Source organism: Phormidesmis priestleyi ULC007, assembly GCF_001895925.1.
GTDB lineage: Bacteria > Cyanobacteriota > Cyanobacteriia > Leptolyngbyales > Leptolyngbyaceae > Phormidesmis_A > Phormidesmis_A priestleyi_A.
On record NZ_MPPI01000032.1, the window covers coordinates 1 to 25,286 of the forward strand.

At 47.7% G+C, this 25,286-nt stretch carries 22 protein-coding genes; 11 read left to right on the top strand and 11 right to left on the bottom strand.

Annotated elements, in window-relative coordinates:
• Positions 1-200 precede the first annotated feature (200 nt).
• Positions 201-1,556, top strand: a complete 1,356-nt coding sequence (locus BRW63_RS20190) for an ABC-three component system protein (protein ID WP_073074217.1) — start codon at positions 201-203, stop codon at positions 1,554-1,556.
• A 160-nt stretch (positions 1,557-1,716) separates the two neighbouring features.
• On the opposite strand, the gene BRW63_RS20195 is transcribed toward BRW63_RS20190, so the two are convergent.
• Both BRW63_RS20195 and BRW63_RS20200 read right to left on the bottom strand, forming a co-directional pair.
• Positions 1,717-1,986, bottom strand: coding sequence for a DUF2442 domain-containing protein (locus BRW63_RS20195; protein WP_073074218.1), 270 nt, complete (start codon positions 1,984-1,986; stop codon positions 1,717-1,719).
• Positions 1,949-2,203, bottom strand: coding sequence for a DUF4160 domain-containing protein (locus tag BRW63_RS20200; RefSeq protein WP_073074219.1), 255 nt, complete (start codon positions 2,201-2,203; stop codon positions 1,949-1,951). The genes BRW63_RS20195 and BRW63_RS20200 overlap by 38 nt, the downstream gene beginning before the upstream one ends.
• Positions 2,204-2,387: 184 nt before the next feature.
• On the opposite strand from BRW63_RS20200, the gene BRW63_RS20205 reads away from it, so the two are divergent.
• A complete protein-coding gene (locus BRW63_RS20205) occupies positions 2,388-2,777 on the top strand; it encodes a VOC family protein (RefSeq protein WP_073074220.1) in 390 nt (129 codons plus the stop codon).
• Positions 2,778-2,837: 60 nt separating this feature from the next.
• Here the strand turns inward: BRW63_RS20205 and BRW63_RS20210 are convergent, their stop codons facing one another.
• Together BRW63_RS20210 and BRW63_RS20215 are read right to left on the bottom strand one after the other, a co-directional pair.
• Positions 2,838-3,338, bottom strand: coding sequence for a hypothetical protein (locus tag BRW63_RS20210; protein WP_073074254.1), 501 nt, complete (start codon positions 3,336-3,338; stop codon positions 2,838-2,840).
• Positions 3,339-3,400: 62 nt separating this feature from the next.
• On the bottom strand, positions 3,401-3,607 hold the full coding sequence (locus tag BRW63_RS20215; protein WP_073074221.1) for a DUF2949 domain-containing protein: 207 nt from the start codon (positions 3,605-3,607) through the stop codon (positions 3,401-3,403).
• Positions 3,608-3,734: 127 nt separating this feature from the next.
• Here BRW63_RS20215 and BRW63_RS20220 point away from each other — a divergent pair, with 127 nt between their 5' ends.
• Positions 3,735-4,547 carry a hypothetical protein gene (locus BRW63_RS20220; RefSeq protein WP_073074255.1) on the top strand — a complete coding sequence of 271 codons (813 nt, stop codon included), beginning with the start codon at positions 3,735-3,737 and terminating at the stop codon, positions 4,545-4,547.
• Positions 4,548-4,786: 239 nt separating this feature from the next.
• Complete coding sequence (locus tag BRW63_RS20225) at positions 4,787-6,184, top strand: SGNH/GDSL hydrolase family protein (protein WP_073074222.1); 1,398 nt, start codon at positions 4,787-4,789, stop codon at positions 6,182-6,184.
• 2 nt (positions 6,185-6,186) lie between these two features.
• Here the strand turns inward: BRW63_RS20225 and BRW63_RS28455 are convergent, their stop codons facing one another.
• The 4 genes from BRW63_RS28455 to BRW63_RS28460 form a co-directional block, all read right to left on the bottom strand.
• The gene (locus BRW63_RS28455) at positions 6,187-6,615 is read right to left on the bottom strand and encodes a HetP family heterocyst commitment protein (protein ID WP_073074223.1); all 429 of its coding nucleotides are present in this window, start codon (positions 6,613-6,615) and stop codon (positions 6,187-6,189) included.
• Between the two features lie 251 nt (positions 6,616-6,866).
• Positions 6,867-8,450 carry an HlyD family efflux transporter periplasmic adaptor subunit gene (locus tag BRW63_RS20235; RefSeq protein ID WP_073074224.1) on the bottom strand — a complete coding sequence of 528 codons (1,584 nt, stop codon included), beginning with the start codon at positions 8,448-8,450 and terminating at the stop codon, positions 6,867-6,869.
• Between the two features lie 377 nt (positions 8,451-8,827).
• On the bottom strand, positions 8,828-11,947 hold the full coding sequence (locus tag BRW63_RS20240; RefSeq protein WP_073074225.1) for an ABC transporter transmembrane domain-containing protein: 3,120 nt from the start codon (positions 11,945-11,947) through the stop codon (positions 8,828-8,830).
• A 305-nt stretch (positions 11,948-12,252) separates the two neighbouring features.
• Positions 12,253-12,405 carry a hypothetical protein gene (locus BRW63_RS28460; RefSeq protein ID WP_181314439.1) on the bottom strand — a complete coding sequence of 51 codons (153 nt, stop codon included), beginning with the start codon at positions 12,403-12,405 and terminating at the stop codon, positions 12,253-12,255.
• 302 nt (positions 12,406-12,707) lie between these two features.
• Between BRW63_RS28460 and BRW63_RS20245 the strand changes: the two genes are divergently transcribed.
• From BRW63_RS20245 to BRW63_RS20270, 6 genes are all read left to right on the top strand, one after another.
• A complete protein-coding gene (locus tag BRW63_RS20245) occupies positions 12,708-15,383 on the top strand; it encodes a PAS domain S-box protein (protein WP_073074226.1) in 2,676 nt (891 codons plus the stop codon).
• Between the two features lie 114 nt (positions 15,384-15,497).
• Positions 15,498-16,499 carry a multicopper oxidase domain-containing protein gene (locus BRW63_RS20250; protein WP_073074227.1) on the top strand — a complete coding sequence of 334 codons (1,002 nt, stop codon included), beginning with the start codon at positions 15,498-15,500 and terminating at the stop codon, positions 16,497-16,499.
• 167 nt (positions 16,500-16,666) lie between these two features.
• Complete coding sequence (locus BRW63_RS20255; RefSeq protein ID WP_073074228.1) at positions 16,667-17,677, top strand: helix-hairpin-helix domain-containing protein; 1,011 nt, start codon at positions 16,667-16,669, stop codon at positions 17,675-17,677.
• A gap of 78 nt (positions 17,678-17,755) precedes the next feature.
• Positions 17,756-18,712: an FTR1 family iron permease gene (locus tag BRW63_RS20260; RefSeq protein ID WP_073074229.1), complete on the top strand. Its 957-nt coding sequence runs from the start codon at positions 17,756-17,758 to the stop codon at positions 18,710-18,712.
• Positions 18,713-18,741: 29 nt separating this feature from the next.
• Positions 18,742-19,185 (top strand): ferritin-like domain-containing protein, encoded by a 444-nt coding sequence (locus tag BRW63_RS20265; RefSeq protein ID WP_073074230.1) that lies wholly within the window; start codon positions 18,742-18,744, stop codon positions 19,183-19,185.
• Positions 19,186-19,290: 105 nt separating this feature from the next.
• A complete protein-coding gene (locus tag BRW63_RS20270; protein WP_073074231.1) occupies positions 19,291-20,025 on the top strand; it encodes a glutathione peroxidase in 735 nt (244 codons plus the stop codon).
• Between the two features lie 65 nt (positions 20,026-20,090).
• On the opposite strand, the gene BRW63_RS20275 is transcribed toward BRW63_RS20270, so the two are convergent.
• From BRW63_RS20275 to BRW63_RS20285, 3 genes are all read right to left on the bottom strand, one after another.
• Positions 20,091-21,515, bottom strand: coding sequence for an aromatic ring-hydroxylating dioxygenase subunit alpha (locus tag BRW63_RS20275; RefSeq protein WP_073074232.1), 1,425 nt, complete (start codon positions 21,513-21,515; stop codon positions 20,091-20,093).
• Positions 21,516-21,631: 116 nt separating this feature from the next.
• The gene (locus BRW63_RS20280) at positions 21,632-22,363 is read right to left on the bottom strand and encodes a HEPN domain-containing protein (RefSeq protein WP_073074233.1); all 732 of its coding nucleotides are present in this window, start codon (positions 22,361-22,363) and stop codon (positions 21,632-21,634) included.
• Positions 22,347-23,417 carry a ParA family protein gene (locus tag BRW63_RS20285; protein WP_073074234.1) on the bottom strand — a complete coding sequence of 357 codons (1,071 nt, stop codon included), beginning with the start codon at positions 23,415-23,417 and terminating at the stop codon, positions 22,347-22,349. Before BRW63_RS20285 ends, BRW63_RS20280 begins: the two co-directional genes overlap by 17 nt.
• A gap of 601 nt (positions 23,418-24,018) precedes the next feature.
• Here BRW63_RS20285 and BRW63_RS20290 point away from each other — a divergent pair.
• On the top strand, positions 24,019-25,284 hold the full coding sequence (locus tag BRW63_RS20290) for a glycosyltransferase family 1 protein (protein WP_083583104.1): 1,266 nt from the start codon (positions 24,019-24,021) through the stop codon (positions 25,282-25,284).
• Positions 25,285-25,286 lie beyond the last annotated feature (2 nt).

The following is a 25,286-nucleotide window of genomic DNA, read 5'->3' on the forward strand; positions in this document are numbered from 1 at the left end:
TGAATTCAATCCGAATCATGCTAACAACCTCTTTTCTCCTGCTCTAGAACAAACCTCATCTTATCGTTGATGCGGGAGAACAATCCAAAAGTCCATTTCTCAATCGTGGCGAGTATACTAATGGCTGGGCTATTCAGCCAAGAACTGAAGAGGGTGAAAGATTTTTCAGAATAGAAGATTGGAAAAAAGTCCTTGGCTCCTTGGCATTTGGTTTGCCAATCAATGAAGAGAGGCAGTTTTCACCTACTTTTCGTAGTTTAATTTCTTACTCTATTCGACCAGGGAAAGATGCATTTTCCACTCCTTTTGAATATTTTAGAAAGCAACCGGAGTGGGAGAAGCAGGTTTTTAACACCTTTTTGTTGGGTCTCTCTTGGGAAGACGCAAGTGATTGGCAAGGGATCAAAGAACAAGAAAAGCTCCTTGATAGCCTTAAGAAATTGAAGAAAACCAACCAAACTGGTGTTGCAACAAGGGTTCTTGGTTCTCTTGGTGAGCTAGAAGCTGCCAGAGTTAGAGTTGAACAGCAGCTTCAGAGGAAACGAGATGCACTCGGTAACTTCCATGTATACCCTCAGTACAACGAACTACAGCAAGAAGCAGATCTCCTGACTGCTGAAATTCACGATGTTACAAATGAAAACTTGTTCAATCGTCAATTATTAACCTTCTATCAATCCAGCCTTGAACAAGAAGGTGAGCCATCTCAAAATGACGTAGTTCGGCTATATGAAAGTGCTGGCGTTGAGCTTCCTGGCTTAGTAAGTCGTCGCCTTGAAGAAGTAGAAACTTTTCATCACCAAATTATTGAGAATCGACGTGAGTTTCTAGCAACAGAAGTTCAGCGTCTTAGACGGGCTATTACTGAGCTAGATAATATTACTAGAGGAAAAACTGAGCAACGCGCTTCTAGACTTGAAGTGTTGCAAACTCATGGTGCTTTAGAGGAATATACGAGACTCCAAGAGTTATATTTAGAGACCCGATCTAGTCTTAATGATATCAACCAGCGTATTGATGAACTGCGAAAGGTTGAAGAGGGGAAAAGTTCATTAAGAATAGAAAAGGAGCTACTAAAGCAGAGAGCACGGCGAGACTATGAAGAACGTCATACTCAGGCTGAACGAGCGATCTCATTATTTAATTCAAACTCGCAAGCTCTTTACGATGCCCCAGGCACTCTCGCCATTAATGTAGGCCCAAATGGCTTTCAATTCAATGTGGAGATCGAACGTGATCGCAGTGAAGGTATTGGAAAGATGAAAATCTTCTGTTATGACCTGATGCTTGCACAACTCTGGTCACAGCGTAATCCATCACCAAATATTCTTATTCACGACAGTACGATCTTTGATGGGGTCGATGAACGGCAACTAGCTCTAGCTCTTGAACTAGCTACTAGAGAGTCAGAACGTCTTGGTTTTCAGTACATTTGCACTCTTAATTCAGATATGATTCCTTCGACAGAATTTTCACCTGAATTTAACTTCGACTCTTTTGTGAGGCTGAAGCTTACTGATGATGAGGGTGGAAATCTGCTTGGAGTGAGTTTCTAACAGTCAACATCGTTTATATCTTTTAATGCACTTGGAGATGGTATGAGGACTAAAACTTCGTCGGTGCAGAAGTTATCAGTGGAATGCACAAGCTACCCGCTGCCGCACAACTTTGCCACTATGCAGCAATCCCAGTTACGATCGCGCAACCCTACCTCGTTCAACTTAAAGCCGCCGCTTTTGGAGCGGGTGCGCCCCTTAACATTCCTTCTGTGCTGAGATCCTCATCGATCGCTTCCCAATGAAGTCCATAGCCACCCCCGCATATTTCCCATTTTGCTCGTTGTTCAGGCGTAGCATTCAGCAGTCTTGGATACCACACTAAAGGCACAGTAATCGTACGCCCATCTATCAAATCAACGCTAATTGTGTCTTCAGTGAAGTAGACATTCTTAACTCTCTCGTCCGATCGAATCGCCAAAATACCCATTCCAAGCCTCCAATAAAATTTTCTGATTCTCTTGCACTACAGCCTGCACTTTCCGTAGTTCTTTTGCACTGAATCCAATATTGTTTGCCAAGCTGACGGGTTCTAACCAAAACTTAGCTGTTAAGTTATCGCGGTCAATGTGTGCGTGTGGTGGTTCATTTGGTTCATGGCTGTAGAAGTAGAAACGGTAGGAACCGACTCGCAAAACTGTGGGCATATCCTAGAATTATACTCAAGTCCTTCAATCTAAGAGCATGAGGACGATCGCAATCAAGTCTGGTTGAGTGTGAAGCCGAGTATGTTGCAAAAAGCCTTAGTTCATCTCAACGCGACAATCATACTTGACTAATTAGAGCAAATGTACTATCTTTACTTCAATCGTTTTCTCGTGAGAAGCAAAAATGGCGAAATTTTCCTACACAATTCTCTATGTCAGAAATGTTGCTCAATCGGTTGCTTTCTACGAGCAGGCATTTGGATTGAAGCAAAAATTCATAGATGAAAGTGGGCAATATGCCGAGATGGAAACCGAGACAACGACGCTTGCTTTTGCCGCAAATGACCTTGCAAAATCAAACCTTCCGCAGGGGTTTCAAGAAAACAGTCGATCGAGTCTACCCACTGGGATGGAAGTAGGTTTTGTCACAGACGATGTAGCAGCCGTCTTTAAGATTGCGATCGAGACGGGTGCTGACATTGTGGTAGAACCCAAAGTTAAACCTTGGGGACAAACCGTTGTCTATGTTCGCGATTTGGATGGCATTCTGGTTTCAATCAATAGCCCAATGTGAGTCTTGTCGATCGACTCACATAAGGGTTTACATTCAGCGAATCGTAGTAGACCTCGCGACTTAATCAGTTCCGCCCCAACTCCAGACCGGGTTGCCGCGCTGCACCGATTTTTTTAGAATCGCGCTGGTCAGTCCATTTGCATCGCTCATTCCCGTCATGTCGAGAATCAGATAAGCATTTCCTCCAACAAATCGCATTCTTAAATAGGAGTGCGCTGAGAAGGGTTCGTTGCCTGATTTAACAATTCGAGCGGTGGCTTTGCACTGTCTATATTGTGGTTTGAGTTTAGCGACCCAGGTGACACTAAAGTCATCGCTATTTGCGATCGTAAATCCATTGGCGATCGTGCTCAAATTCGCCTTACCGTCGATCGCATAGCTACCTTCACGATAAGGCTGTGGGGTTTCGGTCACGACTACGTTTGTAGGACAGCGAACCCTGGGATCTTGAGTATCGATCGCTTTAAAGACCTGAAGCTCAAGATTGGTAGCTTGGGCAGGAAGGCTTGATAGCAAAGACGCGGCAATGCTAATTCCTAAGATGGAAGAGAAAAGTTTCATAAACGGTGCATCGAAAACGGGTAATAGTTGAAGCTTCACTAGCCAAACGCCGAACTTCGGAATCAATTTTCAGAGGAGCCATAGTGTTCTAACCAATCAAAGATTTCGTCAAGCTGGGATAGGGTGACAAATCCATATTTCCAGAGAATCATCGGCAACAGGGTAGGGGTCTGCTCAGAGTGTTGCAGCGCAAACACGATCGCCGCTTGAGAAATTAAAAGTTCCTCAGTCAAAAATTTAATTAGAGGATGATTGGTCGAAACATCCATCTTTAACACTCGTCTCTAAACTATTAAACAGGTTTCAGGACAGACCCGAAAGTAATGTGACATTATACGATTGAAAAGCAATAATGTTACCTTGATCACTTAGCAACCTTCAGTGCGAGGCACCGCCGTGACTGTAACTAATGCCGCAACTAATTTATATCTTCCAGATGCCAAACTGACTCAACCCGCAGTGAGCGCGATCGACGAGTTTGCCAAATCGAGCTTACCGGGTGTTTGGGCATTTTTAGACAAAGCGACGATCGTGGCAGACCTGCGATCGCGGGTGAATGATCCGGTTCAGATTAATCAGGGCGGACAACCGTTTTGCGGCCCGGCGGCGGTGTTGTTTGAGTTGGTACGAAAACAGCCGCTCCGCTATGTGCGAATTTGTCAGAGTCTGTTTGAAACGGGCTATTTTCAAGCCGCCAGTCATTGGATCTCGGCCTCGAATGAATTGCGACAAGCCAGCCGAGGTGACCTGCATATGAGTCAGGTTGACTGGATGGTCTTGGCCACGTTGCGGCAGTCAGAAAATTTGCTGTTTCCAGTTGAGCCAAATGCGCCCGAAATGATTCGTAACCTGGCAGGAATGACAAAATCGTGGGAGATGCGCGGCTGGATCAAAGAGATCTTAGGCTACCGCAAAAGTGAATATTATCACGCTTATTTGATGAATGACGTGAGCGCTCTTAACCAGGCAGCGGCTGCAATTCAATCGGGAGGGGTGGCATTTGCGCTGATCACGGCTGAAGGAATGCTGCAAACCAATCCGCCGCCGATTCCATTTCCGAGTCATTGGGTGGCGCTGCTAGGCAATATCGCAGTGACGAATAATCAGGTGAGTTTTGATGTTTATACCTGGTCAAAAAAACTGCACCTTGATCTAGACTTGTCATCGTTCAAGAAATATTTTTGGGCGGCGGTGACAGGCATTCCTTAAAGAGAAAATTTTGACTTTTATAGTGCCAATCAAGATCGGCAGAGTTCTAAAGATTTTGAAGTTGTGATACAGGACACGTTTGGTAGTAAGATACTGAACCTATTGGGGTAGTTTTTGTGCCTTAGAGTCCATTAGATTATGCTCTCTAGAAAAATTGAGTTTTAACTTTTGTCAGCGCCATTGGGCATGTTCGTTCACAGCCCTTAGCGGGTCTATCGATCGTTTGAGGAAACTGCTGAATGTTTAGAACGAGCCGTAAATCGTACCGATCGAGCCTGTCATCTTATCAGAGAAAGAAAAAATCTTTGCCTCGCTGGGTGATTTTTAGCGCCATTCCGATCGCGCTAATCACTTTAGAATTATTGGCGCGGCTGATCACAGGTATGATCGGCAAAGCACCCGAATTGACCGCTTTTGATGGCGAACCGTTAAACGTCACCGCTTACCGATTAAACTATCTTGATCAATCTGGCTCACCTTATGATGGGTTGCCCGATCGCGGGCGATTAACCGCCAAGCGCAGTCCTTTAATGGGCTACAAGCTCGTCGGCAATCAAAAAAGTTCGTCTTGGCAAATCAACGAACAGGGGTTTCGCGCCAATCAGCCAGTCACCGCAGTCAAAGCAAAAGACGAAACTAGAATTTTTGTCTTGGGTGGCTCGATGGCATTTGGGCAAATGAGTTCTAACAATCAAAGCACTTTTGCTACTCAGTTAGAAACGCGCCTTAACCAGCAGGTCGCGACTCAGAAGACAAACTCTACCAAGTTTCGTCCTGATGTGTTGCCTTACTTTGCCGATGAGCTAGCCAAAGCGATGGCACTGCCGCCCCGCATTCGAGATAGTCGCTATCGGGTGATTAATGCTGCCGTTCCGGGCTATGCCTCTAGCAATGAGTTATCACAACTTGCACTTCAGATCTTGTCCTATAAGCCTGACTTTATTGTCGTGTTAGATGGCTATGCCGATTTGCTGTTGCCCAGCACTCAAGAAGGAGCCGATATTCCGGGCATTGAGTCTCTGTTAGATAACTCGTTTGGGCATTTCACCACTGCGTTATCAGAGCGGTTTAAGAATTGGATTAGTCAATCATTCTTAATTAAAAGCGTTCAGTATTGGGTGTTGCGTCCGCAAGATTCTCTCAAGCTAGTGATTCCTCCAGCCATTGAGGCAGACGGTTCGCTTTCACAAAAGCTTCCAGCCAACGCCGATGAACTCGATCGCCGAGTGACTCGCTATCGCAATAATTTAGAACAAATTGCGCGATTGACATCAGGGGCAAAAATTCCGATCGTGCTCGCATTGCAGCCCGAAATCACCAGCCGCAGCGCTAACACACTCACACCCCGCGAAAAGAAGGTTCTTGACCAGGTGGGACAAGCTTATCCGCCGCGAGTTAAGGCAGGTTATGCTCGACTTCAGCAGGCGATCGCCCAAGTCAAACAGCAGTTTCCGCAAGGGGTGACGACGCTCAACCTGAATGAAGGCACCAACTTTCAGGGCGAAACGTTTTATGACACCATCCATTTAACCGATGCCGGAAATACTGCGATCGCCGCTCGGCTTTATGACACGATCGCAAACTCTCTGACGCTGCAACCTAAACCCTACGGCAACCAGACCCCACCCGGACGATAGAATCACCAGCACCAACTCGAATCAGTCACCTGCTGACGCGCTAGAAACCCTTGCTTGAGGCTATCAGGTTCTTTCACCATGTCTTCAAACCAGGCTGGAAGACTGCCGCCGTGAGGTGCGTTTTCTGGGGGTTCGATCGTTTCTAAATAAGCCAGTTCGTTAATTTGCGTGGCTCCTTTTGTGACCAGTGGTCTGCGGTCTGGTTGAAGTTGCCGATCCTGCATTTGGCTAAACAGACGGTTTTCTTTCATCAGCCGACTATAAGTGCGGTGAGGAATAAAGTGAATGGGATTATAATCGGCAAATCGCAAAATCAGCACACACGCCCACGAATATCGACCTTCAGTGATTGCCTCAACCACTTGCTTAAACTGCTCAGGACTCATGACTTTGTTCCGCTTTTGAGCAGTGCTACCACTTTGAAAGTGCATGAAGATATCTCCTTTAAGTTGGCTAACTGTTGATGGTGTTGCAGAATCAAGAGTTGAATGCGCTCCTAACCCCACGTCAGTTCGACGAGTTTTCTCGCTTCGGTGTCAGCGGCTTCTGCCCCCTAAATCCCCCATTCTGGGGGACTTTGAATTGGAGTTTTTGACTTAAAGTCCCCCAATTTTGGGATTTAGGGGGCTGCCCGGATGACAATAACTCAACGATTCAATTTCTACATTCAGCAATGCACGGGCTATAAATTAAGACCACTTTTTTGCATTTGTCGAATCGGGTCGAGCAGCATATCTGCAACCGCACGGCGACGAATCACGATTTCGGCAGTGGCAGTTTGACCGATTTTGAGCCGAGTGACTTGAGAAGAAGACCGTCGATCGATCGCAATTTCAACGCGATAAACGGCACCTAATCGCTGATCGACTTTAACATCCGGGGAAATCGTGGTGACTTTACCCGCCACAATTCCATAGTCTTGATAAGGGTAGGCATCAAACTTGATCTGCACCGGGTCGCCCACTTTGACGAAGCCTGCTTCCCTTGTGGGCAATGCTGCGGCAAGAATCAGGGGTGCTGCTTGAGATGCCACTTCGGCGATCGTTTGACCTGATTGCACCATTTCGCCTCGATTACGGACGTTGAGCGACAGCACCACCCCATCGACCGGAGCCTTGAGCGTCAGTTGTTTGATCTCAGCTTGGGCTTGCTGGAGCCGTTTCTGACTCTGCTGAAGTTTGGCTTGAATCTGCGTCTGCTGCACCAACAATTGTTGAATGGTCTGCTGGGCTTGCACTTGAGCATTTTGCCCTTCGGCATAGCGTTGGGTGAGCTGCGCCCGTAAGCCTTGAGACTCAGCGATCGCTTGCTGCAAGTTCGATCGTGAGCGCTGAGAGTCAGCCAGCGTTTGCTGAATTTCGCCCATTTGTTGGGTGATGCCGCGCTGACGATCGCCAAAGTTTTGCTGCGCCTGAAAGAGTTGTTCTCTCGCCAGTGCCCCTTCGTCTACGAGATATTTCAGTCGCGCTAGCCGCTCTTTTTGAGAATCGGCATCGGTTTGCAATTGGCTCAACACCGCTTGACTAGTGACTGCCCGTTCTTCAGCCTGGTTGATGGTAGTGTCTTGACCTGCGATTTTGGCTTGAGCCTGGGCGATCGCGGCCTCTTGAGCGCGAATTTCTGCGTGGGCGATCGCAAGCCGCGTATGAGCTTCTAATTGCGTTTTGTCAATCAGAGCATCGGTTTGCAGCAGTTCTTTTTCATAGCTGGCGCGTTCTTGCCGCAATCCTTCCAGACGATTCAGGGCAATTTCGTTGTCTAATTCTGCGATCGTCTGACCTGCCTTTACCAACTGACCTTCATGGACATAGACACGAGCAATCTTGCCCGAAATGGCAGGGTGAACTTTAAAAGATTCTCCTTGCGGCATTAAACGCCCTTGCGCTCGTCCGACTTCTTCCATTTGGCTGGTCATTGCCCAGGTTGCAAACGCCGCACAGAAGATCACACCGCCCATCACTAAACGATCGGGCAAGGTAGGAGACGGACGATCTAAAACGGTTTGCAGCGATGTAGACCAGCGGCTCGTGAGTGAGGGATTTGCTTCAGGGCGGGTTTGTGGCTCGATCGCCGATTGAGACATCGGTTGAGACATTACCGGACTGGATGCCACCGTACCGCCATAAAGCTGGGCGATTTCAGACTCGATTTCTAGCTCGATCGGGGGCGGCAGATCGCGAAAGCTATGAGCGAACATATCCACTTCGGGGGGGGCAATCAGCAGATTAGAGCGATCGTAAGACAGGGATTCAATACGAATAGTCATGGTAGTTCAACAGGGTATAGAATCAGACATTCGTTAGAGAACCGTTATAGACTTGAGCACAGATTGCAACGGAGCGAAGGAGTGTTGAAACACACTCTGGTAAAAGCATTGAGAAATCACTCATGAGTGTGAAGACAAATTAAAAGATCAACGCGTTGCTGTAACCGAAGTGTTTTAACGGTTCTTGACAAGCGATGTATTGTGCAGAGACTTAACGGATCTGGTAGCGCAACCCCTGTGTATTAAACTTGCTTTATTTCTGTGTCAGAAGTATTTAGGAGCGTTACTTCTCACATCTATGATAGTGTTTCTTGAAAAATTGATTCAAGTATCTTTGCAGATCTTTTTGATCAAATTTAGTATTAGAGATCCTGATATTAAAGATCCAGTTGTTGTTGGGCAAGTTGAGCATAGAGTCCTCCTTTAGCGATCAGTTGTTCATGGGTGCCTTGCTCGACGATAATGCCGCGATCGAGCACCAAAATGCAGTCAGCACTGCGAACAGTCGAAAGTCTGTGGGCAATAATAAACGTGGTGCGGTTATGGCTAATGTGCTGCAAATTCTTCTGAAATCGGCGTTCTGACTCGGTATCGAGAGAACTGGTGGCTTCATCTAAAATTAGAATGCGAGGATTGCTTAAAAGCGCACGGGCGATCGCGATGCGTTGGCGCTGCCCGCCAGAAAGCATGGTGCCGCGCTCTCCAACTTTGGTGTGATATCCCAAGGGCAAAGTCTGAATAAACGAGTGAGCTTCGGCAAGTTTCGCCACCTCCAGCACTTCTTCGAGACTATATTGCGGTCGATAAAGGGTGATGTTGTCTAAAATCGTGCCCGAAAACAGAAAGCATTCTTGGGGCACAATGCCTAACTGCTGGCGCAGCGATTGGGGCGACACATGGCGCAGATCGTTGCCGTCGATCGTGATCCGTCCGCTAGTAGGCTGATACAAGCCTTGCAGCAAATTTGCCAGGGTGCTTTTGCCAGAACCACTGCGACCGACCAGCGCGATCGTGTTGCCAGCATTGGCGGTGAAGGAAACGTTTTGTAAAATATTGCGATCGTCGTCTGCGTTGTAGCGAAACGTCAGATTTTCAAGGCGCACTTCGCCTTTGATGCGAGGGAGAACTAGCAAAGGGCGATCGGGACTTTCTTCGGGTTGGGCGCTAAAGATATCATCCAATCGCTCAACCGATACCAGCACTTCTTGAAATTCATCCCAAAGCCCAACTAAAGACAACACCGGATTGATCACACTGCCAATCATCATATTGAATGCAACAAATTGACCAATACTGAGTTGATCTTGAATCACTAGTGTTGCACCATACCAAAGTAGTGCGGTGCTGCCTAGCATATTGATCAATCCCCCGATGCTTTGCAGCCCGTTCGCGAGTTTCTGTCCTCGAAATTGGGCGTTAAATAGTCCTGTTAGATCATCTTCCCATTGCCAGCGGAGTTCTCGTTCTGATGCCGTCGCTTTGACCGTTGCGATTCCAGTTAGCATTTCTACGAGCGTTGAGTTTTGCTTGGCAGATTCATGAAAAACCTGGCGCGACGTTTGCCTCAAAAATGGACTCGCAACCACCGTTAGAATCACGATCGGCGGCAGCAAAGCCAGTACCATCAAGGCTAACTGCCAGTTATAGTGCAGCATTAAGCCGACATAAAAGATCGCCATAATCGCGTCTAACCACGCAGTCACCGCTTGCCGAGTCAGAAACAACTGAATCTTGTGATTCTCTTGAACTCGTGTGATGATATCTCCGACATGGCGCGTTGCAAAAAACTGAAGCGGCAAGTTGAGTGCGTGACTAATAAAGCCACTGATCATCGTCAGATCAACCTGGTTAGAAAAGAAATCTAGCAGATATTGACGGATGCACGTTAAGCCAATTCGCCACGACCCAAACAGCAGTAGCCCGATAATAAACACCTGCAACATGGGCAAGCTTTTGTGAACCACAACCTGATCTAAAATGATCTGCGTAAAGAGCGGCGTAACTAAGCCAAAAACTTGCAGCAATACCGAGGCGAGAATGATCGACCACAGCATCGACTGATAAGGCACAAATGCGCCCAAAAATCGCCCCAATGAAGGCTTAGACGACGGCATCGCTTGCAGTAGCTCAGTGGGGTTAAGCAGCAGCGCATAGCCCGTCCAACTCGCCTGAAAGTCGGGAATGGTTAGCGATCGTCGCCCTAATGCGGGGTCAGACACTAACACGCGATTTCGTTTAACCCGATAGACGACAATGTAGTGATCGCCCTGCCAGTGGGCAATCCAGGGAGTCGATTGTTCTGCCAGACGGCTAAAGCTTGATCGCACCGGGCGAGACTGAAATCCTAAGTTCTCAGCGGCGAGGGCGAGGCTTTTGAGCGATGCGCCCGATCGTCCGACTCCTGCTAGATTTCTGAGCATGTTTAAGCTAAATCGCTTTCCCCAATATTGCGCGATCATCGCGAGACAAGCTGCGCCACAATCTGAACTGCTCTGCTGGGCAATATATGGGTAAGACTGCCCAAATCCGCGTCGTCGGCTGGGTTTGGCAAACTCGATCGCTGAAGGCTTGGTTTGAATCGGTAACGAGGGCTGAGACGAGGTTGACTGGGGAGGAGGCGCAGTGCGAGGAGGAGTCATCGAGAGAGACGCACTGCGATGACTGCGTTGGGGAGCGATCGGCGGCTCGGTCTCGTCTTCAGACGATTCAACTTTCAGCGTTGGCAGAATGGCTTGAGCGCTCTCCCAGTGGCTCACCGCGAGTTGATAACCCTCCAGATTGGTCGTGGCTATCCAGTCGTCAGGCATGACATCGGGATAGCCCCAATAGTCTCCGATCGTCGGTGGTGCATTTGGCGGACTGGCTTGACTGTGAATCTTACCGCTACGAAGCCAAAAGCGACCCTCGGTGGTGGGCGTTGCTTGCGCTAACGGTGACCCGGCTGGAACCCCAACTTCGGTCACATAAGGCATTAGTCGTTTTAGCGTGTGGCTAGACTGCGATCGTAATGTGGTTGAAACTTTAAAAAAGATCAGTCGCTGTTGACTCAAGGCGCGATCGCGTAGATAAGTTTGCAGTGGGGGATGCTGTTGCAGCCAGGGTTCTAGCGTTGCGATCGCGATCTCAGCAACTACGCCTGCACTGGCGGCGATCGCTCGATAGGGCAACGGATCACGGCTAAATTGCCGATCTGCGCCGTAAGCGTCTCCGGCTTCGAGCAGTGCCACCGGAACATCTCGCTGCTGAGTCTGATCAAAACTGACTAGACGGACACAACCCAGACACACGATCGATAAGTGCTGATCGTTTGACGAAGAGTCGCTTTTAGCCAATTCATCGCCTAGCTGAATGTCGCGCAGCTTGAACGATCGGCTAAAGTCTAAAATCCACGATCGCGCCGTAGGAAATAGATTGAGCAAAATGTCAGCCAATATTGCATCTGCGTGATTAGGAGTTGCCGAAAGATCAGATCCTCTAATATCTGGTAATGGTTTCATGGGGCATGTCGAAAATGAATAGAAACCGTTGTGATCTTCTGTAGTTTCTATAACGATGCGACTCGATCGAGATCCCTGAAGAAGTTACGAATCTTTATAAACCTAATTTTGCAGAAGTCTTCAAACAATTTTTGCATGAAATTAGGCAGACAAGACACCTATCTCACAAAGTCCTTAATCCCTTGTGAGATATGCATCCTGTCTGCCTAAGAGACCAGGAATTTAGTGATTTAGTTTGACGATCGAGTCAGTTTTTTCAACATTACTTGGAGCGATCGCTCAAACGTGATCTGTGTAATATTTATCTACGTATAAGAAGCTATACCCGTGTGTGAATAAGACAGCATCATCATCAGCAAGATTGTGATTCCGATCGCGAGAATTGCTAGAGATCCCCAGCTTGCCGAATTAGAACTAATCTGTTGTTTCAGATTGTCAAGCTTGTTAGGATTTGCCATATCAATTTCTCCTTTTGCCGTTAATCAGTTGTGTAAACAGCATAGAAGAAGAAGTTGAGGAACTTGTGAAGAACTTGAAGAACTCCTGAATTACAAATCTCTACAGGGCTGTTATAGCGATCGCTCACAATACTATGTATTTAATGACACAAAAAGTCTGACTAATTAATTTTTAGAGGTGTTTACTTTGATATATTTATAATGCGTTAGATTACTAATAGAGGAATCGGGATTGTGTTCATCGCTACATCAGTTTTTTACACGAAAGAATTCAATTACCCGTTGCTTGTCAAACAAACCCCATGAATAAAACTTTATCCGCTCGTAAATTAGCGGAACTTGATACCGTCTCTTCACGCACGATCGAGCAACTGCAAGCTGAAATTCAAGACACATATGGCTTTCTGCCGCCGTTTTTTGTCCCTGCCACTCATACGCCTCAAGTCTTTAAGAACCTGTGGCAGCAAACGCTTTCTGCCCATATTCACAATCCTTTGCCTGACACATTTAAAGAAAAATTAGCTGTCTATCTCTCGCGTTTTTGCGCCGTTCCCTATTCCATGATTTGCCACAGTTGTTCGCTCTATGGGTTAGGGGTTGAAGCACGAGAAATCTTAGCGCTGCTCGAATCGCCACCGCCGACCGAGTTAAATATTATTGACCATTTACTCATGCTCTCGGCTCAACCCGATGAACTCAAAACGTGGTCAGAGTTAACACCTGCTCTAGAAGCCAGTTTGCTCGCTTGTGCAAGCTTTATTGCCCTAGAGTCGGAGAACACAAAACCTTGCCGAACTGAGCTAGAGCGCGTGTTAGGAGAAACCAACTATCACTTCTTGATCGCATTCATTGCCTACATCAAAACCTGCCATATTTGGATGGAGGCGCATCCAGACGTAAGCTATGTTAACGATCGCCGCTTTCAAGCCCACTTCGAGAATTTAGTGGTTGATGAGCCAGCGTTACTGGGCTTTTTTGACACCTATTGGAAGCAGATCAAGCGTGAGCAAGAAACTTGGTCAGCCCAGCAAGCGCTGATCGCCGAACGCAGACAAAACGAGTTGGTTTTGAGACAAGTTGCAGAAGAGAGGCTTTATCTTGCCCGTGCAGTCGCTTCGACCACCGAGAGCATTGTGATCACTGATCCCAATCAGCTCGATAATCCGATTATTTACGTCAATCCTGCCTTCACGCGCATTACTGGATATGATGCTCAAGAGGCGATCGGGCGCAACTGTCGCTTTTTGCAGGGTGCAGACACCGATCAACAAGCAGTGGCTCAGATTCGAGCCGCGATCGCCGAGCAGCGCGAAATTAAAATCACAATTCTCAACTATCGCAAAGACGGTCAGCCGTTTTGGAACGAACTAAAAATCGCCCCCGTTTTGTCTGAAGCTAGAGAACTACTCTATTTTGTGGGCATCGCTGAAGACATCACCGATCGAGTCCGCGTCGAAGACGAACGCAAACAAGCAGAACAAAAAATTCGAGAGCAAGCCGCGCTGTTGGATGTCACCACCGATGCCATTTTTGTGCAAGATCTATCTCGCAAAATCTTGTTCTGGAACCCAGGAGCCGAACGCTTATATGGATATCAGTCCGAAGAAGCATTAGGTCAAGATGCCACTGTCCTTCTGCACCCAGAAAAAGCCATCCAACTCGAACAGGCTCAAAAAACGGTGCTTGAGCAGGGAAAATGGCACAGTGAGCTAAATTTGATTCACCGATCGGGCAAAAAACTAGTGGTCGAAAGTCGCTGGACTTTTGTAAAAGACGAGCATCACAATCCAAAATTCATCCTGGTCGTCAGCACTGATATCACCGAGAAAAAACAGCTCGAAGCTCAATTTCTTCACGCTCAACGCATGGAAAGCATCGGCACCCTGGCGAGTGGCATTACTCACGACTTGAACAACATTCTGACCCCAATTTTGGCAGCATCCCAACTGCTGCTGCTCAAAACTAGCCGCGATGATGCCAAACAGCGGCAGTTGCTCGACATGATTCAAACCAGTGCTAATCGAGGGGCGACGCTGATTAAGCAAGTCCTTTCGTTTGCGCGAGGGCTTGAGGGCAAGCGATCGCTGCTTCAGGTGCGCCACCTGATCGCCGAAATTCGGCAGATTATTCAAGAAACCTTTCCCAAAGCGATCGACGTTCATCTCGATCTCGCTAGCGATCTCTGGCTAGTGGTCGGGGATGCCACCCATCTACATCAGGTGTTGATGAATCTTTGCGTCAATGCTCGTGATGCCATGCCAAAAGGCGGAACCCTCAGCCTGATCGCTGAAAATTTGTGGATTGACGAACCCTACGCCCGGATGAATCTAGATGCTCAGGTGGGTTCTTATATCGTGGTCACTGTTGCAGATACCGGAACCGGGATCGCACCAGAGGTTTTAGACCGAATTTTTGAGCCGTTTTTTACGACGAAAGACTTGGGTAAAGGCACAGGGTTGGGGCTATCAACAGTTCTCGGCATTATCAAAAGTCACGGTGGCTTCATCACGGTGAGCAGCACGATCGGAGAAGGCACCCAATTTAAGGTCTACTTACCTGCGGTGAAATCTGAGGAACCGCCTTCAACCCAAGTCGAAGAGTTTGCGATCGGACAGGGAGAGTTAATTCTCGTGGTCGATGATGAAGCCAACATTCGCGAAATCAGCCAAGCCGTTTTAGAAACTTACCAATATCGGGTGCTGACCGCGATTGACGGCATTGATGCGATCGCTCACTATGCCGATCACAAGCGCGAGATTGACCTGGTGCTAATCGATTTGATGATGCCCGTGATGGATGGAGCCACGACTATTCGAGCCTTGAGAAAACTCAACCCACAGGTCAAAATCGTTGCTGTGAGCGGATTGGTGCCTAGCGCTCAAATGCCTGCGATCGGGTCAGAAATCCAGGCGTTTTTGCCCAAACCTTACACCGCAAAAGAGTTGCTAACCTGCATTCAAAGCGTTCTCAAATCTTAAGCAAGTGTGGCTTCTTAATGAGAATATTTGCTAAAAACTGCTAGAAGTTCTATGCTTCTAAAGGTAAATATCAGCGTCGATCGAGCAGCCCTTACGTTGTTCTAGTCAGTCACAATGTCAAATCAAAAAAGGCTGGAAAAATCCATCCTGAATCGTCGTCAATTGTTACAGTGGGGGCTGATTGCCGGGGCTGGAGTCGCAGCCTCCTCGATCGCGGCAACCCGTCTCTTAGGTAAGCGATCGTCGGTGATCATTCCGCCAGTGCCATCTGCTTCGACTGACCGATCGGGAATGAATCCGATGTCGATTTTGCGTGACTTTGACTATGGCACCGTCACCCAAGAAAATGGTCGTACGGTGCGCGAGTTTCGAGTCGAAGCGCAGACTTCCACGATCAAGCTTGACAACGCTCACTCATTCATCACCTGGAATCTCAACGGACGAGTGCCCGGCCCCACATTTCGCGCCACCGAGGGCGATCGGATTCGAGTCGTTTTTTATAATCGCGCTGGGCACTCTCACTCGCTGCACTTTCATGGCGAACATCCCGCCGATATGGATGGCATCAAGCCAGTCAAAAATGGCAGCGTCATGATCTACGAGTTTGACGCAAAACCGTTTGGAGTGCATCTTTATCATTGCCATGTTGCCCCGGTAACTCGTCACATCGGCAAAGGCTTGTATGGCATGTTCATCATCGATCCGCCGCAACCCCGCCCCCCTGCGGATGAGATGGTGCTGATTATGGCGGGCTATGACGTAAATGACGACCAAAAAAACGAGCTATATGCCTTTAACGGACTGCCTCACTATTACATGAAGAATCCGATTCCGATTCAGCAAGATCAGCTAGTGCGGCTCTATGTGCTGAACATGATCGAATTTGACCCGGTGGCGACGTTTCACTTACACGCCAATATGTTTCGGGTCAATCAAACCGGGCGATCGCTCACACCCAGCTATGAAACAGACGTGATCACGATGGGGACGGCAGAGCGACATATTCTCGAATTTAGCTATCACAACACCGGAAAATTTATGTTCCATCCCCATCAAGACAACATTGCAGAAGCAGGCTGCATGGGGTTCTTTGACGTAATCGGCAGCAAAGCATGATCCCGTTTTTAGGAAATTGAGGGAAAGCGATCGAGATTTATTGACAAGTATTCCTATAAAGGGTGACAATAACTCTCACGTTTGATTAATAGAAATCATTTTCATTAAGTAATTTTTCTAACCGAATCTCGTTGCTCTGGTCATTTTCACCTCACTTGGATACATCTATGTCTGTCTTACGTTTCTTCGCCCTGTTCTTCTCAGCGTTTAGCTTGTCAGTTTTGATTTCGTGTAGCAATCAAACTTCAACCCCAACTGCGTCTGCGCCTGCGAGTCCCGTAGCTCAATCAGAGATGTCGCCCCACTCGATGCACAGCGGCAAGCCCAAGATTAATATCAACAACGCAATTTTGTCTGAGCTAGATAAAATTGAGGCCATGTTAGGCGTTCCGGCACTATCTAACCGCATTCAGGCCAGCCGCCCCTATGCAAAAGTAGACGAATTGGTGTCTAAAAATGTGATCACCCAAGCGCAATTTGATCAAGTCAAAGATATGGTGACGATCGAAGACATCCAACTCACAGGCGAAGCCAAAGACGTAGACTTTATGACCAAGTTGGGGCTGATGAAAGGACACATGTTGGTCGCCAAAGAACTGTTAGATCTGCAAAAGCCCGATCAAGCTGAACCCCATATTGGGCACCCAGTCGAAGAGATCTACGCCGATGTCGAAGACCAGCTCAACGATCGCAACATCAAAGAATTTAAGACGGGGTTAATTGCACTGCAAGATACCGTCAAAGCGGGCGCAAAAGATGCGAATAAAGTTGACACCGAGTTTAAGACTTCTATGCAAGCTGTAGACGGCGCGATCGCTGCCCTCCCAGAGACTCAGCGCACCTCGCCTGATTTTGTGCTGCAAACGATCAATGGGTTGTTAGACACCGCCAATTCAGAATATACAGCCGCCATTGCCGATGGTAAGATTTCTCAAGCGATCGAGTATCAAGACTCTCGTGGTTTTGTAATTTATGCCAATGAGCTTTATAAAGCGATCGCACCCCAAATGGCAAAAGACAGAGCCAGGGCAAACACCACCATTCAAACCACAATGGCAGAGCTGATGAAGGCTTGGCCCTCCGTCTTGCCCCCGGCTACCCCAGTCAAAACACCAGTCGAAGTCTCTAAGTTGATTAAGACGATCGAGCAATCTGCTCAAAAGACTGCATCCTCTTGATCTATCAACAATGGAGTGACGGCTTAAACCACTGTCACTCCATTTTTCGATCACCCTACTACTTTTTAACTGCGACTCATGGACTTTAGTTCTGCATTACCGACATTTGTGATTACCCTCCGAGAAGGCGTTGAGGCGGCTCTCGTGGTCGGCATTGTGCTGGCTTATCTCAAAAAAGCCAAGCAGAGCGATTTAAACTCGTGGGTTTATGGCGGGGTTTTAGTTGGTCTATTAGTGAGCGGAGTGATTGGTCAGTTGTTTGGTTGGCTAATTGCCAACTTAGGAACGGTCAACCAAAAATATTCTCCGGTGATCGAGCCACTGCTAGAAGCCGTTTTTAGCCTGATGGCGATCGGGTTTTTAAGCTGGATGCTGATCTGGATGACGCAAAACGCCCGGATGATGAAGCAAAACGTCGAGGGCGCGATCGGGTCTGCCCTCAGCCATCGCGCCGGGGCAGGTTGGGGCGTTTTTGCCCTGGTTTTTTTTGCAGTCTTGCGCGAAGGGTTTGAAACGGTGCTGTTTATCGCTGCAAAATTTCAGCAGGGTTTAGTTCCTGCGCTGGGCGCACTGAGCGGCATCGCAGTCGCAGCAGGCATCGGAGCCTTGCTGTTTAAGTGGGGCGTTAGGCTCAATCTGCGGCTATTTTTTATGGTGATGGGAGCCTTGTTGCTGCTGATCGTGTCGGGCTTAGTTGTCACCTCATTAGGGCACTTTGACACCGCGATGCAAACACTGGCGCAGTTAGATCGCAAATCGGCGGGGCTGTGTTTCTTTCAAGAGCGATTTGCCAAGCCTCAAGACCGCGATTGCATTTTAGGGCCGATGGTGTGGAATACCAGCAAAGTGTTACCCGACGATCGCTTTCCTGGAGTCATTCTCAATGCTTTATTTGGCTACACGCAACGCCTATATCTGGTGCAGGCGATCGGCTATGGCGTGTTCTTAATCACGATCGGCAGCATTTACTTTCAAAGCCTTGCAGGTCGGGCTATTTTCCCGATTCGCAAAGCTCGATCGGCCATTTCTGACTAATTATCTATTTCTGAGGGCGTTTTACTACGATGAGAGAACTCGATATTCAATCGGCAACAAGCCTGCTCAATGCGATCATGGAGGCGGAGCTATCAGGTGTGGTTCGATATACTCACTATTCGCTGATGGTGACGGGCCCTAACCGGATTCCGATCGTGCAATATCTAAAAGCCCAAGCCACCGAATCGCTGCTGCACGCTCAGCAAGCAGGAGAAATTCTCACCGGGCTAGAGGGGCATCCAAGTTTGCGAATTGCTCCGATCGAAGAAACTTATGAACACTCGATCTACGACATTTTGCTAGAGAGCCTCAATCACGAAACGGCGGCTTTAGGTTTATATAAAGATCTGCTAGAAGTGGTGTCAGATGCCAGCATTTATCTAGAAGAATTTGCGCGCACCATGATTGGGCAAGAAGAGCTACACGGCATGGAACTTAAAAAAATGCTGCGCGACTTCAGTCCGGTCACATAACTTGTTATTGACAAAACATTGTCGGAAAAGTTGCCCATCACTTGCTTGACAACTCATACTCATTACGAGTACGCTCTATTAGTAACCGTCGAGGAGCTAATTTTTATGTTGCCTAACCGAGAAGGACAGCACGTTCCTAACGTGACTTTTCACACCCGGCAAAATAACCATTGGGTCGATCTGACCACCCACGATCTGTTTGCTGATAAGACGGTCGTTGTTTTTTCGTTGCCCGGTGCCTTTACACCTACTTGCTCATCGACTCACTTACCCGGCTATAACGAGTTGGCAAAAGTGTTTAAAGCCAATGGTGTTGATGAAATTCTTTGCGTGTCAGTCAACGACACCTTTGTGATGAACGAGTGGGCAAAGAGCCAAGAAGCTAATAACCTCACGCTGATTCCTGATGGCAACGGTGAGTTTAGCGAAGGCATGGGCATGCTGGTCGAAAAGTCAGATCTAGGATTTGGCAAGCGATCGTGGCGCTATTCGATGCTGGTGAAAAATGGCGTAATCGAGAAAATGTTTATCGAGCCAGAAGAACCGGGCGACCCATTCAAAGTCTCGGATGCTGACACGATGCTTGCCTACATCAACGCGCAAGCTGAGAAGCCGAAAGTTGTTTCTCTATTTGTGAAAGAGGGATGTCCGTTTTGCGCCCGTGCTAAGTCAATGCTGACCGATCACGGCATGGACTATGAAGAAATTGTCTTAGGTCGCGATGCCAACTTAAGAGCGTTACGCGCCATCACCGGAGCCGTCACTGCGCCGCAAGTGTTTATCGATGGCAAACTGATCGGCGGGTCTGAAGCCTTAGCTGACTACTTGAGCGTAGCGTAATCGCGAGAAGAACCCTCACCCCAAACCCCTCTCCCGCAGGAGAGGGTCCATAAGTTTAGTAGTGCTTATGAGCCAGACGATCGCCGCTTTTCTGCCAGGTTGCGTGGTGGCACGGTCTGACCTTGAGAAAATCGCCTTTCAAACCGACCCAGCACCAGCCAGATGATGTCGGCTAGCGCTATCGTCACTGTCTCAATCATGGCAGAGGGTTGGTCTAGCCAAAGGGTCGAGAGCGGAATCGTGGCGATCGCGATCACTCCAACGCCTACACAAGTGCTGCGAATTTGCTGAATTGTGTTTAGGGCAGCTCGACAACTGGCGCAGTTTTGGGTGTGAGACTGGTAGCGATCGAGCAGTTGTGCGGGCGATAAAGCCGGAGTCAACGCTTCACCCAGAAACGGATCTGCCTGATATTGGTTGACCCACTGCCGAAACTCTGTCACAAAGCGATCGGCGCTCGTGGGCAGATAAAACGCCTTAGCAAAATTAGAACTGCCGCCCTGACGTTCTAAATAGCGCTCTTGCAGGTGCAGGAAGATTTGATCGTCTTCAAGAATGGCGTTTTGATTGAGGTGAGAATACCAGCGCGGCGTAAGTTTGATGAAGAACGCTGGAATTTTTGAAGAAAACTTAAACGGAAAAATCGCAAATAGGCGGCATTCTCCCTTGCGGGTCGGTGTGGCGTAAACAACTGTAAGGGTTCTGCCAAACTGCTCTGAGGTGAGGTCGTGCCACATTAAGCCCGGAGCAACGAAGGTGGTGTCTTGCCGCCCCAATGTGCCTCGACGCGGACCTTCTGCCCACACGCCCTGAAAGCCCTGGCGATCGGACTTGACGACTTCTAATTCAACAGGGGCAGCGTTAGCGCGATTGCCGACTGATTTGTGATGTGTGAAGGGCAGATGACTAGAGTCGAGGACATTTTCTAATAACGTCAGAGCGTCATAGGGCAAATCGCGAAAGGTGTTGAGACAGACCCATTCAGTGGAATCTTCGAGCGCCTCGACGATCGGAACGGTGACTTTTTCAGCATTTTTTGGCTGACCCGCGTAGACAAACAGCAGACCTTGACGCACAGCCGTGGGCAGCGAGGCAACACAGGCTCTTTTAGAAAGATGAGCCATTCCGTCTGTCGCTTGTTGAGGAATGCGATCGCACTGTCCGTCTCCTGAAAATGCCCAGCCGTGATAGGGGCACTCTAGCAAGCCGTCTTCAGCTATTCTGCCTTGAGAAAGGGATGCGAGACGGTGAGGGCATTGGTCATCAAACACTCGCCAAGCTTGAGTGTGGCGATCCCACCAGATCACAAGATCGCGTTCTAGTAACGTAAATGGGGTCGGCGTTGTCTGATCGAGATCGGCGAGATAAGCGATCAGATGCCAAGCTTCTCGCCAATCAAAGCGAGTCGGGTCACTGCCGCCTGCCGCCACACTATCTGACTGAGCGGATTGAGGCGGTGCAATCTCTGAAATTCTGTCTTCTAAATTCATTGGGACAACGACAAGCGCGACGAAGCTGACTGTTCGATTTTATCGCGTCTGCATCTAATGTAAAGATTTGTTCATTTCTCTGATCGATTTACGCTTGCTTCTACCAAGTGCTATTTCTACAGCGCTTGATGGATGCTCTCAACAAGCATTTCAATAAAGTCAACGGCATCGCCAACAAGCCCCTCATCAATGTTCCATCGACTTCCAATATTAAAAGTTGGGTCTATGTCGGCTTCATGAGCAATTTTGTTTCTCCGATCGACGATCGAAGTTAGTTGTTGCTTAATATCTTTTGCGGGTTTAGTCATCTGAATAGCCATCTCATCCCACAGCTTTTTATCTGAGATGTATCTGATCGCCTCAGCGATTTTGTCTGCTTGCTGAAAGCTCTGATATCCCAGACGTTCCCGGATCTCATCCTCTAACCAAGAGGTATTATTTAGCCTATTTATGAGGCTATTAGAAAGTGTGGGGATCAAAGCTGAAACTGGGTAGGATTGCTGGAGAAATGTATAACCTTGAGCTTGTTGAATTTCATTTTCAAGCCAAGAGGCAATATCGATCGCGGTTAGTCGGTCCTGACGTGCGCCACCCAACGACACTTGAAAGCGTGAGAACGCTGAAGTTGTTGGTTCAGAACGCTGTCCTCGATGAATTTGCAACATTCCCAGCGTCACAACTTCATGCACATAATAATCCAACGCGCTCACAGCAAGAACCAGCGCAGCACGTAACATATCTGACATATCAAGTGCGCCAGTAGCTTGAGCTTTGACAGAGTTATGAAGTGCAATCAGGTCTCGGACGCGACCAATACTGATGCGAAATTGGTCAAGCGCTGACTGCATACGGCGAGCTTTCGGAACTTAGTGCAATGATTTTGTCTGCCAAATCTGAAAAAGTTTGTCTGAACTCCTCCTGTTTCTTTTGGTTGTTGTCCAAAACAATTCCTGTTTGACCCAACTGTTTAGGGGTTAACGCATAAACTGGAGTTCTATGTTCTTGAGATAGAGCAATCAGACTATTGAAGTTTGAAATTTTTGCCAGAGAGAAGCTGCCTTGAATTCCCTGATCTCTGTAAATCTGACTCGGCAGCATCATATGGTTCTGACTCATGATTGGAACCAATTTGTCAGAGACAGCTTGCTCAATCTTCTTGATCCAGGTTTGAAACGCAGCCGTCTCTTTACCTCGGATAATTCGATAGTTTTGAACGATCGTCCCTAAAAATCGCAGAGTTACATCAGGGAACGGATAATTAGCTTCCTTTAAAGTTTGAAGTGAGCTTGCTGACTTTGCCCAGGCATACCATCTTGGCAAGACTTTCGCCAAAGAGTCGATCGCCATTACAGAGAAGAAGTCAGCAGTAGTCGGCACTAAGAAGAAGTCACTGATCATGAGCAGATTTTGGTTAATCGAGCCTAAGCTTGGACTCATATCAATCAGCATATAATCTGCATTGAACTTAGTTGCCGTTTTTTCAAGCAGATCATTGATGGCACCGGGTAGATTCTTGAGAGCTTGAATTGAGCCACTTAATTCTTGAGCAATGCCTAGTGTTACTTCATACTCGGCAAAACCAACATGACCAGGCAACAGAAATAAGTCATTCCGACCTTGTATGGGAACACAATCAACAGCTTCAATCGCTCTCGGCTGTGACTCAAATGCGGGAGCCAATCCTGTCTTGATGTTTGAAGTTGTGTTGTAGATTTCTTGAATTCTCGCCTCGTCATCCTCAGTTTCTTCTCCCAAAGCCATGCCTGTGAGATTACATTGGGGATCACTGTCTACAAGGATCACTCTTTTCCCTTTTGAGGCAAGCATCCAGCCCAAATTGAATGTGGTTGTAGTCTTGCTGACTCCGCCTTTGTGGTTGAATAAAGCAATTTTTTGAACCATTACATCAAGCCTTCTTGTAAATGTCGCGATCGCTGCCTGCCCAAACCTCAAAAGACGAGGTAATTCCTAGCCTCTATCCTTGAGTGTAGCTTGAGGCCTTCTGACCGGAAGTTTACGCCCAAAAGAGCTTGGTGTTTGACCGACAATTCTAATTGCTATCATTTGCCCCAACCCAATCTGCTTGACTTTCTAAGCAATAGCGAAGCGATCGCACCTCTAACCCTGCCAGCATAGGAGCAAGAAGTTATTCAACACATTTCGTAAACGAATTTCGTATATGACAGCACTGCATTAAATTAAAAATCAATTGAAAATATCATTTCATCAGACAAAACTTCTACCTCAAGATAGAAGTAGTTTTGTCCTTTAGATAGAAGCCGAAAGAGAACACTAGCCCATATAGTCCGTTAAGTAAGTCTAAAAGTGAGGATAAAGTCTACGATCGAGCATTTTAACCTTGTGAGGAATTCGATAACTTAGTTATCAGCAAAAAGCGCTTTTATAAATTCACAACTCGTTAGTCTGCCTCTCTAGCTCATCTAAATTTTTACGACTTAAGCTCCTTATAAACCATTCAATATCTAACTTATTGAGACAACTTATGTCCCAATCTAAAAATCTGCCCGTCTATAATCTTGCACAGAGTTCATTTACAAAAGAGGACACAAAATCTACAAAGCTGCGCTGGTTAAATCAAGATATTTCTACCTTAGAAGATACTTTTTCAGATGCACCTGATCTGATTTGTTTGTCTCACTTGCGCTGGGATTTTGTCTATCAACGCCCTCAACATTTGCTAACTCGGTGCGCTCAAGACCGTCGAGTTTTCTTTATCGAAGAGCCATTTTTTGGCCCAGACGAACAAGCCTGGTTAGCCATGAGTCGGCGAGACTCTGGACTTTGGGTCGCCGTACCTCATTTGCCTGAAGGGTTGAGTCAAGAAGCTGCGATCGCACTGCAAAAACAGTTATTAGATGACTTATTTATAACCTGTAGCATTCGCGATTATGCCTTCTGGTATTACACCCCGATGGCGTTAGCATTTACTGATCACCTTCAACCCTTGGCGATCGTCTATGACTGCATGGACGAACTTTCTGCATTTCAGGGTGCCCCGCCTGCTTTGAAACAGCGAGAAATTGAGCTATTTCAGAAAGCGGACTTGGTGTTTACGGGCGGACAGAGCCTTTACGAGGTCAAGCGGCATCAGCATCCTAACGTTTACGCCTTTCCTAGCAGCATTGATGCGCCTCACTTTGCTCAAGCCCGTCAACCGATCGCCGAACCCCCAGATCAGGTCAACATTCCTCATCCGCGCCTTGGCTTTTATGGTGTAATCGACGAGCGCATGGATATCGACCTTTTGGCGGGAGTCGCGGATGCCCGTCCTGACTGGCATTTAGTGTTGATCGGGCCCGTTGTCAAAATCGATCCAGCCACGCTACCGCAGCGTTCTAACATTCATTATCTCGGCGGCAAATCTTATCTAGAACTGCCTGATTATTTAGCCGGGTGGGATGTGGCACTGTTGCCGTTTGCCCGCAACGAGTCTACGCGATTTATCAGCCCCACCAAAACGCCCGAATATCTCGCTGCTGGCAAACCCGTGGTTTCGACCTCAATTCGCGATGTGGTGTGCCCCTATAGAGAACTGGGTCTAGTGCAGATTGCCGATGCCCCGTCTGAGTTTGTGGCAGCCGTTGAAACTGCTTTGCAAACCGCTCGGCAAGATTCTGAGTGGCTCGATCGCGTCGATGCTTTTCTCGCCCAAAACTCGTGGGATAAAACTTGGGCAAGCATGAGCCACCTGATTGAGTCGGCAGTTTCAACAGTCAAAACGCCAACTAGGTCGCCCTCAGACCCCTAATC

Coding starts and splice junctions, on each gene's coding strand:
- BRW63_RS20225 (WP_073074222.1), top strand. CDS start 4,787: ATGTTTAGAACGAGCCGTAAATCGTACCGATCGAGCCTGTCATCTTAT.
- BRW63_RS20270 (WP_073074231.1), top strand. CDS start 19,291: ATGTTGCCTAACCGAGAAGGACAGCACGTTCCTAACGTGACTTTTCAC.
- BRW63_RS28455 (WP_073074223.1), bottom strand. CDS start 6,615: ATGCACTTTCAAAGTGGTAGCACTGCTCAAAAGCGGAACAAAGTCATG.
- BRW63_RS20205 (WP_073074220.1), top strand. CDS start 2,388: ATGGCGAAATTTTCCTACACAATTCTCTATGTCAGAAATGTTGCTCAA.
- BRW63_RS28460 (WP_181314439.1), bottom strand. CDS start 12,405: ATGGCAAATCCTAACAAGCTTGACAATCTGAAACAACAGATTAGTTCT.
- BRW63_RS20210 (WP_073074254.1), bottom strand. CDS start 3,338: ATGAAACTTTTCTCTTCCATCTTAGGAATTAGCATTGCCGCGTCTTTG.
- BRW63_RS20255 (WP_073074228.1), top strand. CDS start 16,667: ATGTCTGTCTTACGTTTCTTCGCCCTGTTCTTCTCAGCGTTTAGCTTG.
- BRW63_RS20275 (WP_073074232.1), bottom strand. CDS start 21,515: ATGAATTTAGAAGACAGAATTTCAGAGATTGCACCGCCTCAATCCGCT.
- BRW63_RS20285 (WP_073074234.1), bottom strand. CDS start 23,417: ATGGTTCAAAAAATTGCTTTATTCAACCACAAAGGCGGAGTCAGCAAG.
- BRW63_RS20240 (WP_073074225.1), bottom strand. CDS start 11,947: ATGAAACCATTACCAGATATTAGAGGATCTGATCTTTCGGCAACTCCT.
- BRW63_RS20280 (WP_073074233.1), bottom strand. CDS start 22,363: ATGCAGTCAGCGCTTGACCAATTTCGCATCAGTATTGGTCGCGTCCGA.
- BRW63_RS20260 (WP_073074229.1), top strand. CDS start 17,756: ATGGACTTTAGTTCTGCATTACCGACATTTGTGATTACCCTCCGAGAA.
- BRW63_RS20235 (WP_073074224.1), bottom strand. CDS start 8,450: ATGACTATTCGTATTGAATCCCTGTCTTACGATCGCTCTAATCTGCTG.
- BRW63_RS20245 (WP_073074226.1), top strand. CDS start 12,708: ATGAATAAAACTTTATCCGCTCGTAAATTAGCGGAACTTGATACCGTC.
- BRW63_RS20265 (WP_073074230.1), top strand. CDS start 18,742: ATGAGAGAACTCGATATTCAATCGGCAACAAGCCTGCTCAATGCGATC.
- BRW63_RS20290 (WP_083583104.1), top strand. CDS start 24,019: ATGTCCCAATCTAAAAATCTGCCCGTCTATAATCTTGCACAGAGTTCA.
- BRW63_RS20195 (WP_073074218.1), bottom strand. CDS start 1,986: ATGGGTATTTTGGCGATTCGATCGGACGAGAGAGTTAAGAATGTCTAC.
- BRW63_RS20200 (WP_073074219.1), bottom strand. CDS start 2,203: ATGCCCACAGTTTTGCGAGTCGGTTCCTACCGTTTCTACTTCTACAGC.
- BRW63_RS20215 (WP_073074221.1), bottom strand. CDS start 3,607: ATGGATGTTTCGACCAATCATCCTCTAATTAAATTTTTGACTGAGGAA.
- BRW63_RS20250 (WP_073074227.1), top strand. CDS start 15,498: ATGTCAAATCAAAAAAGGCTGGAAAAATCCATCCTGAATCGTCGTCAA.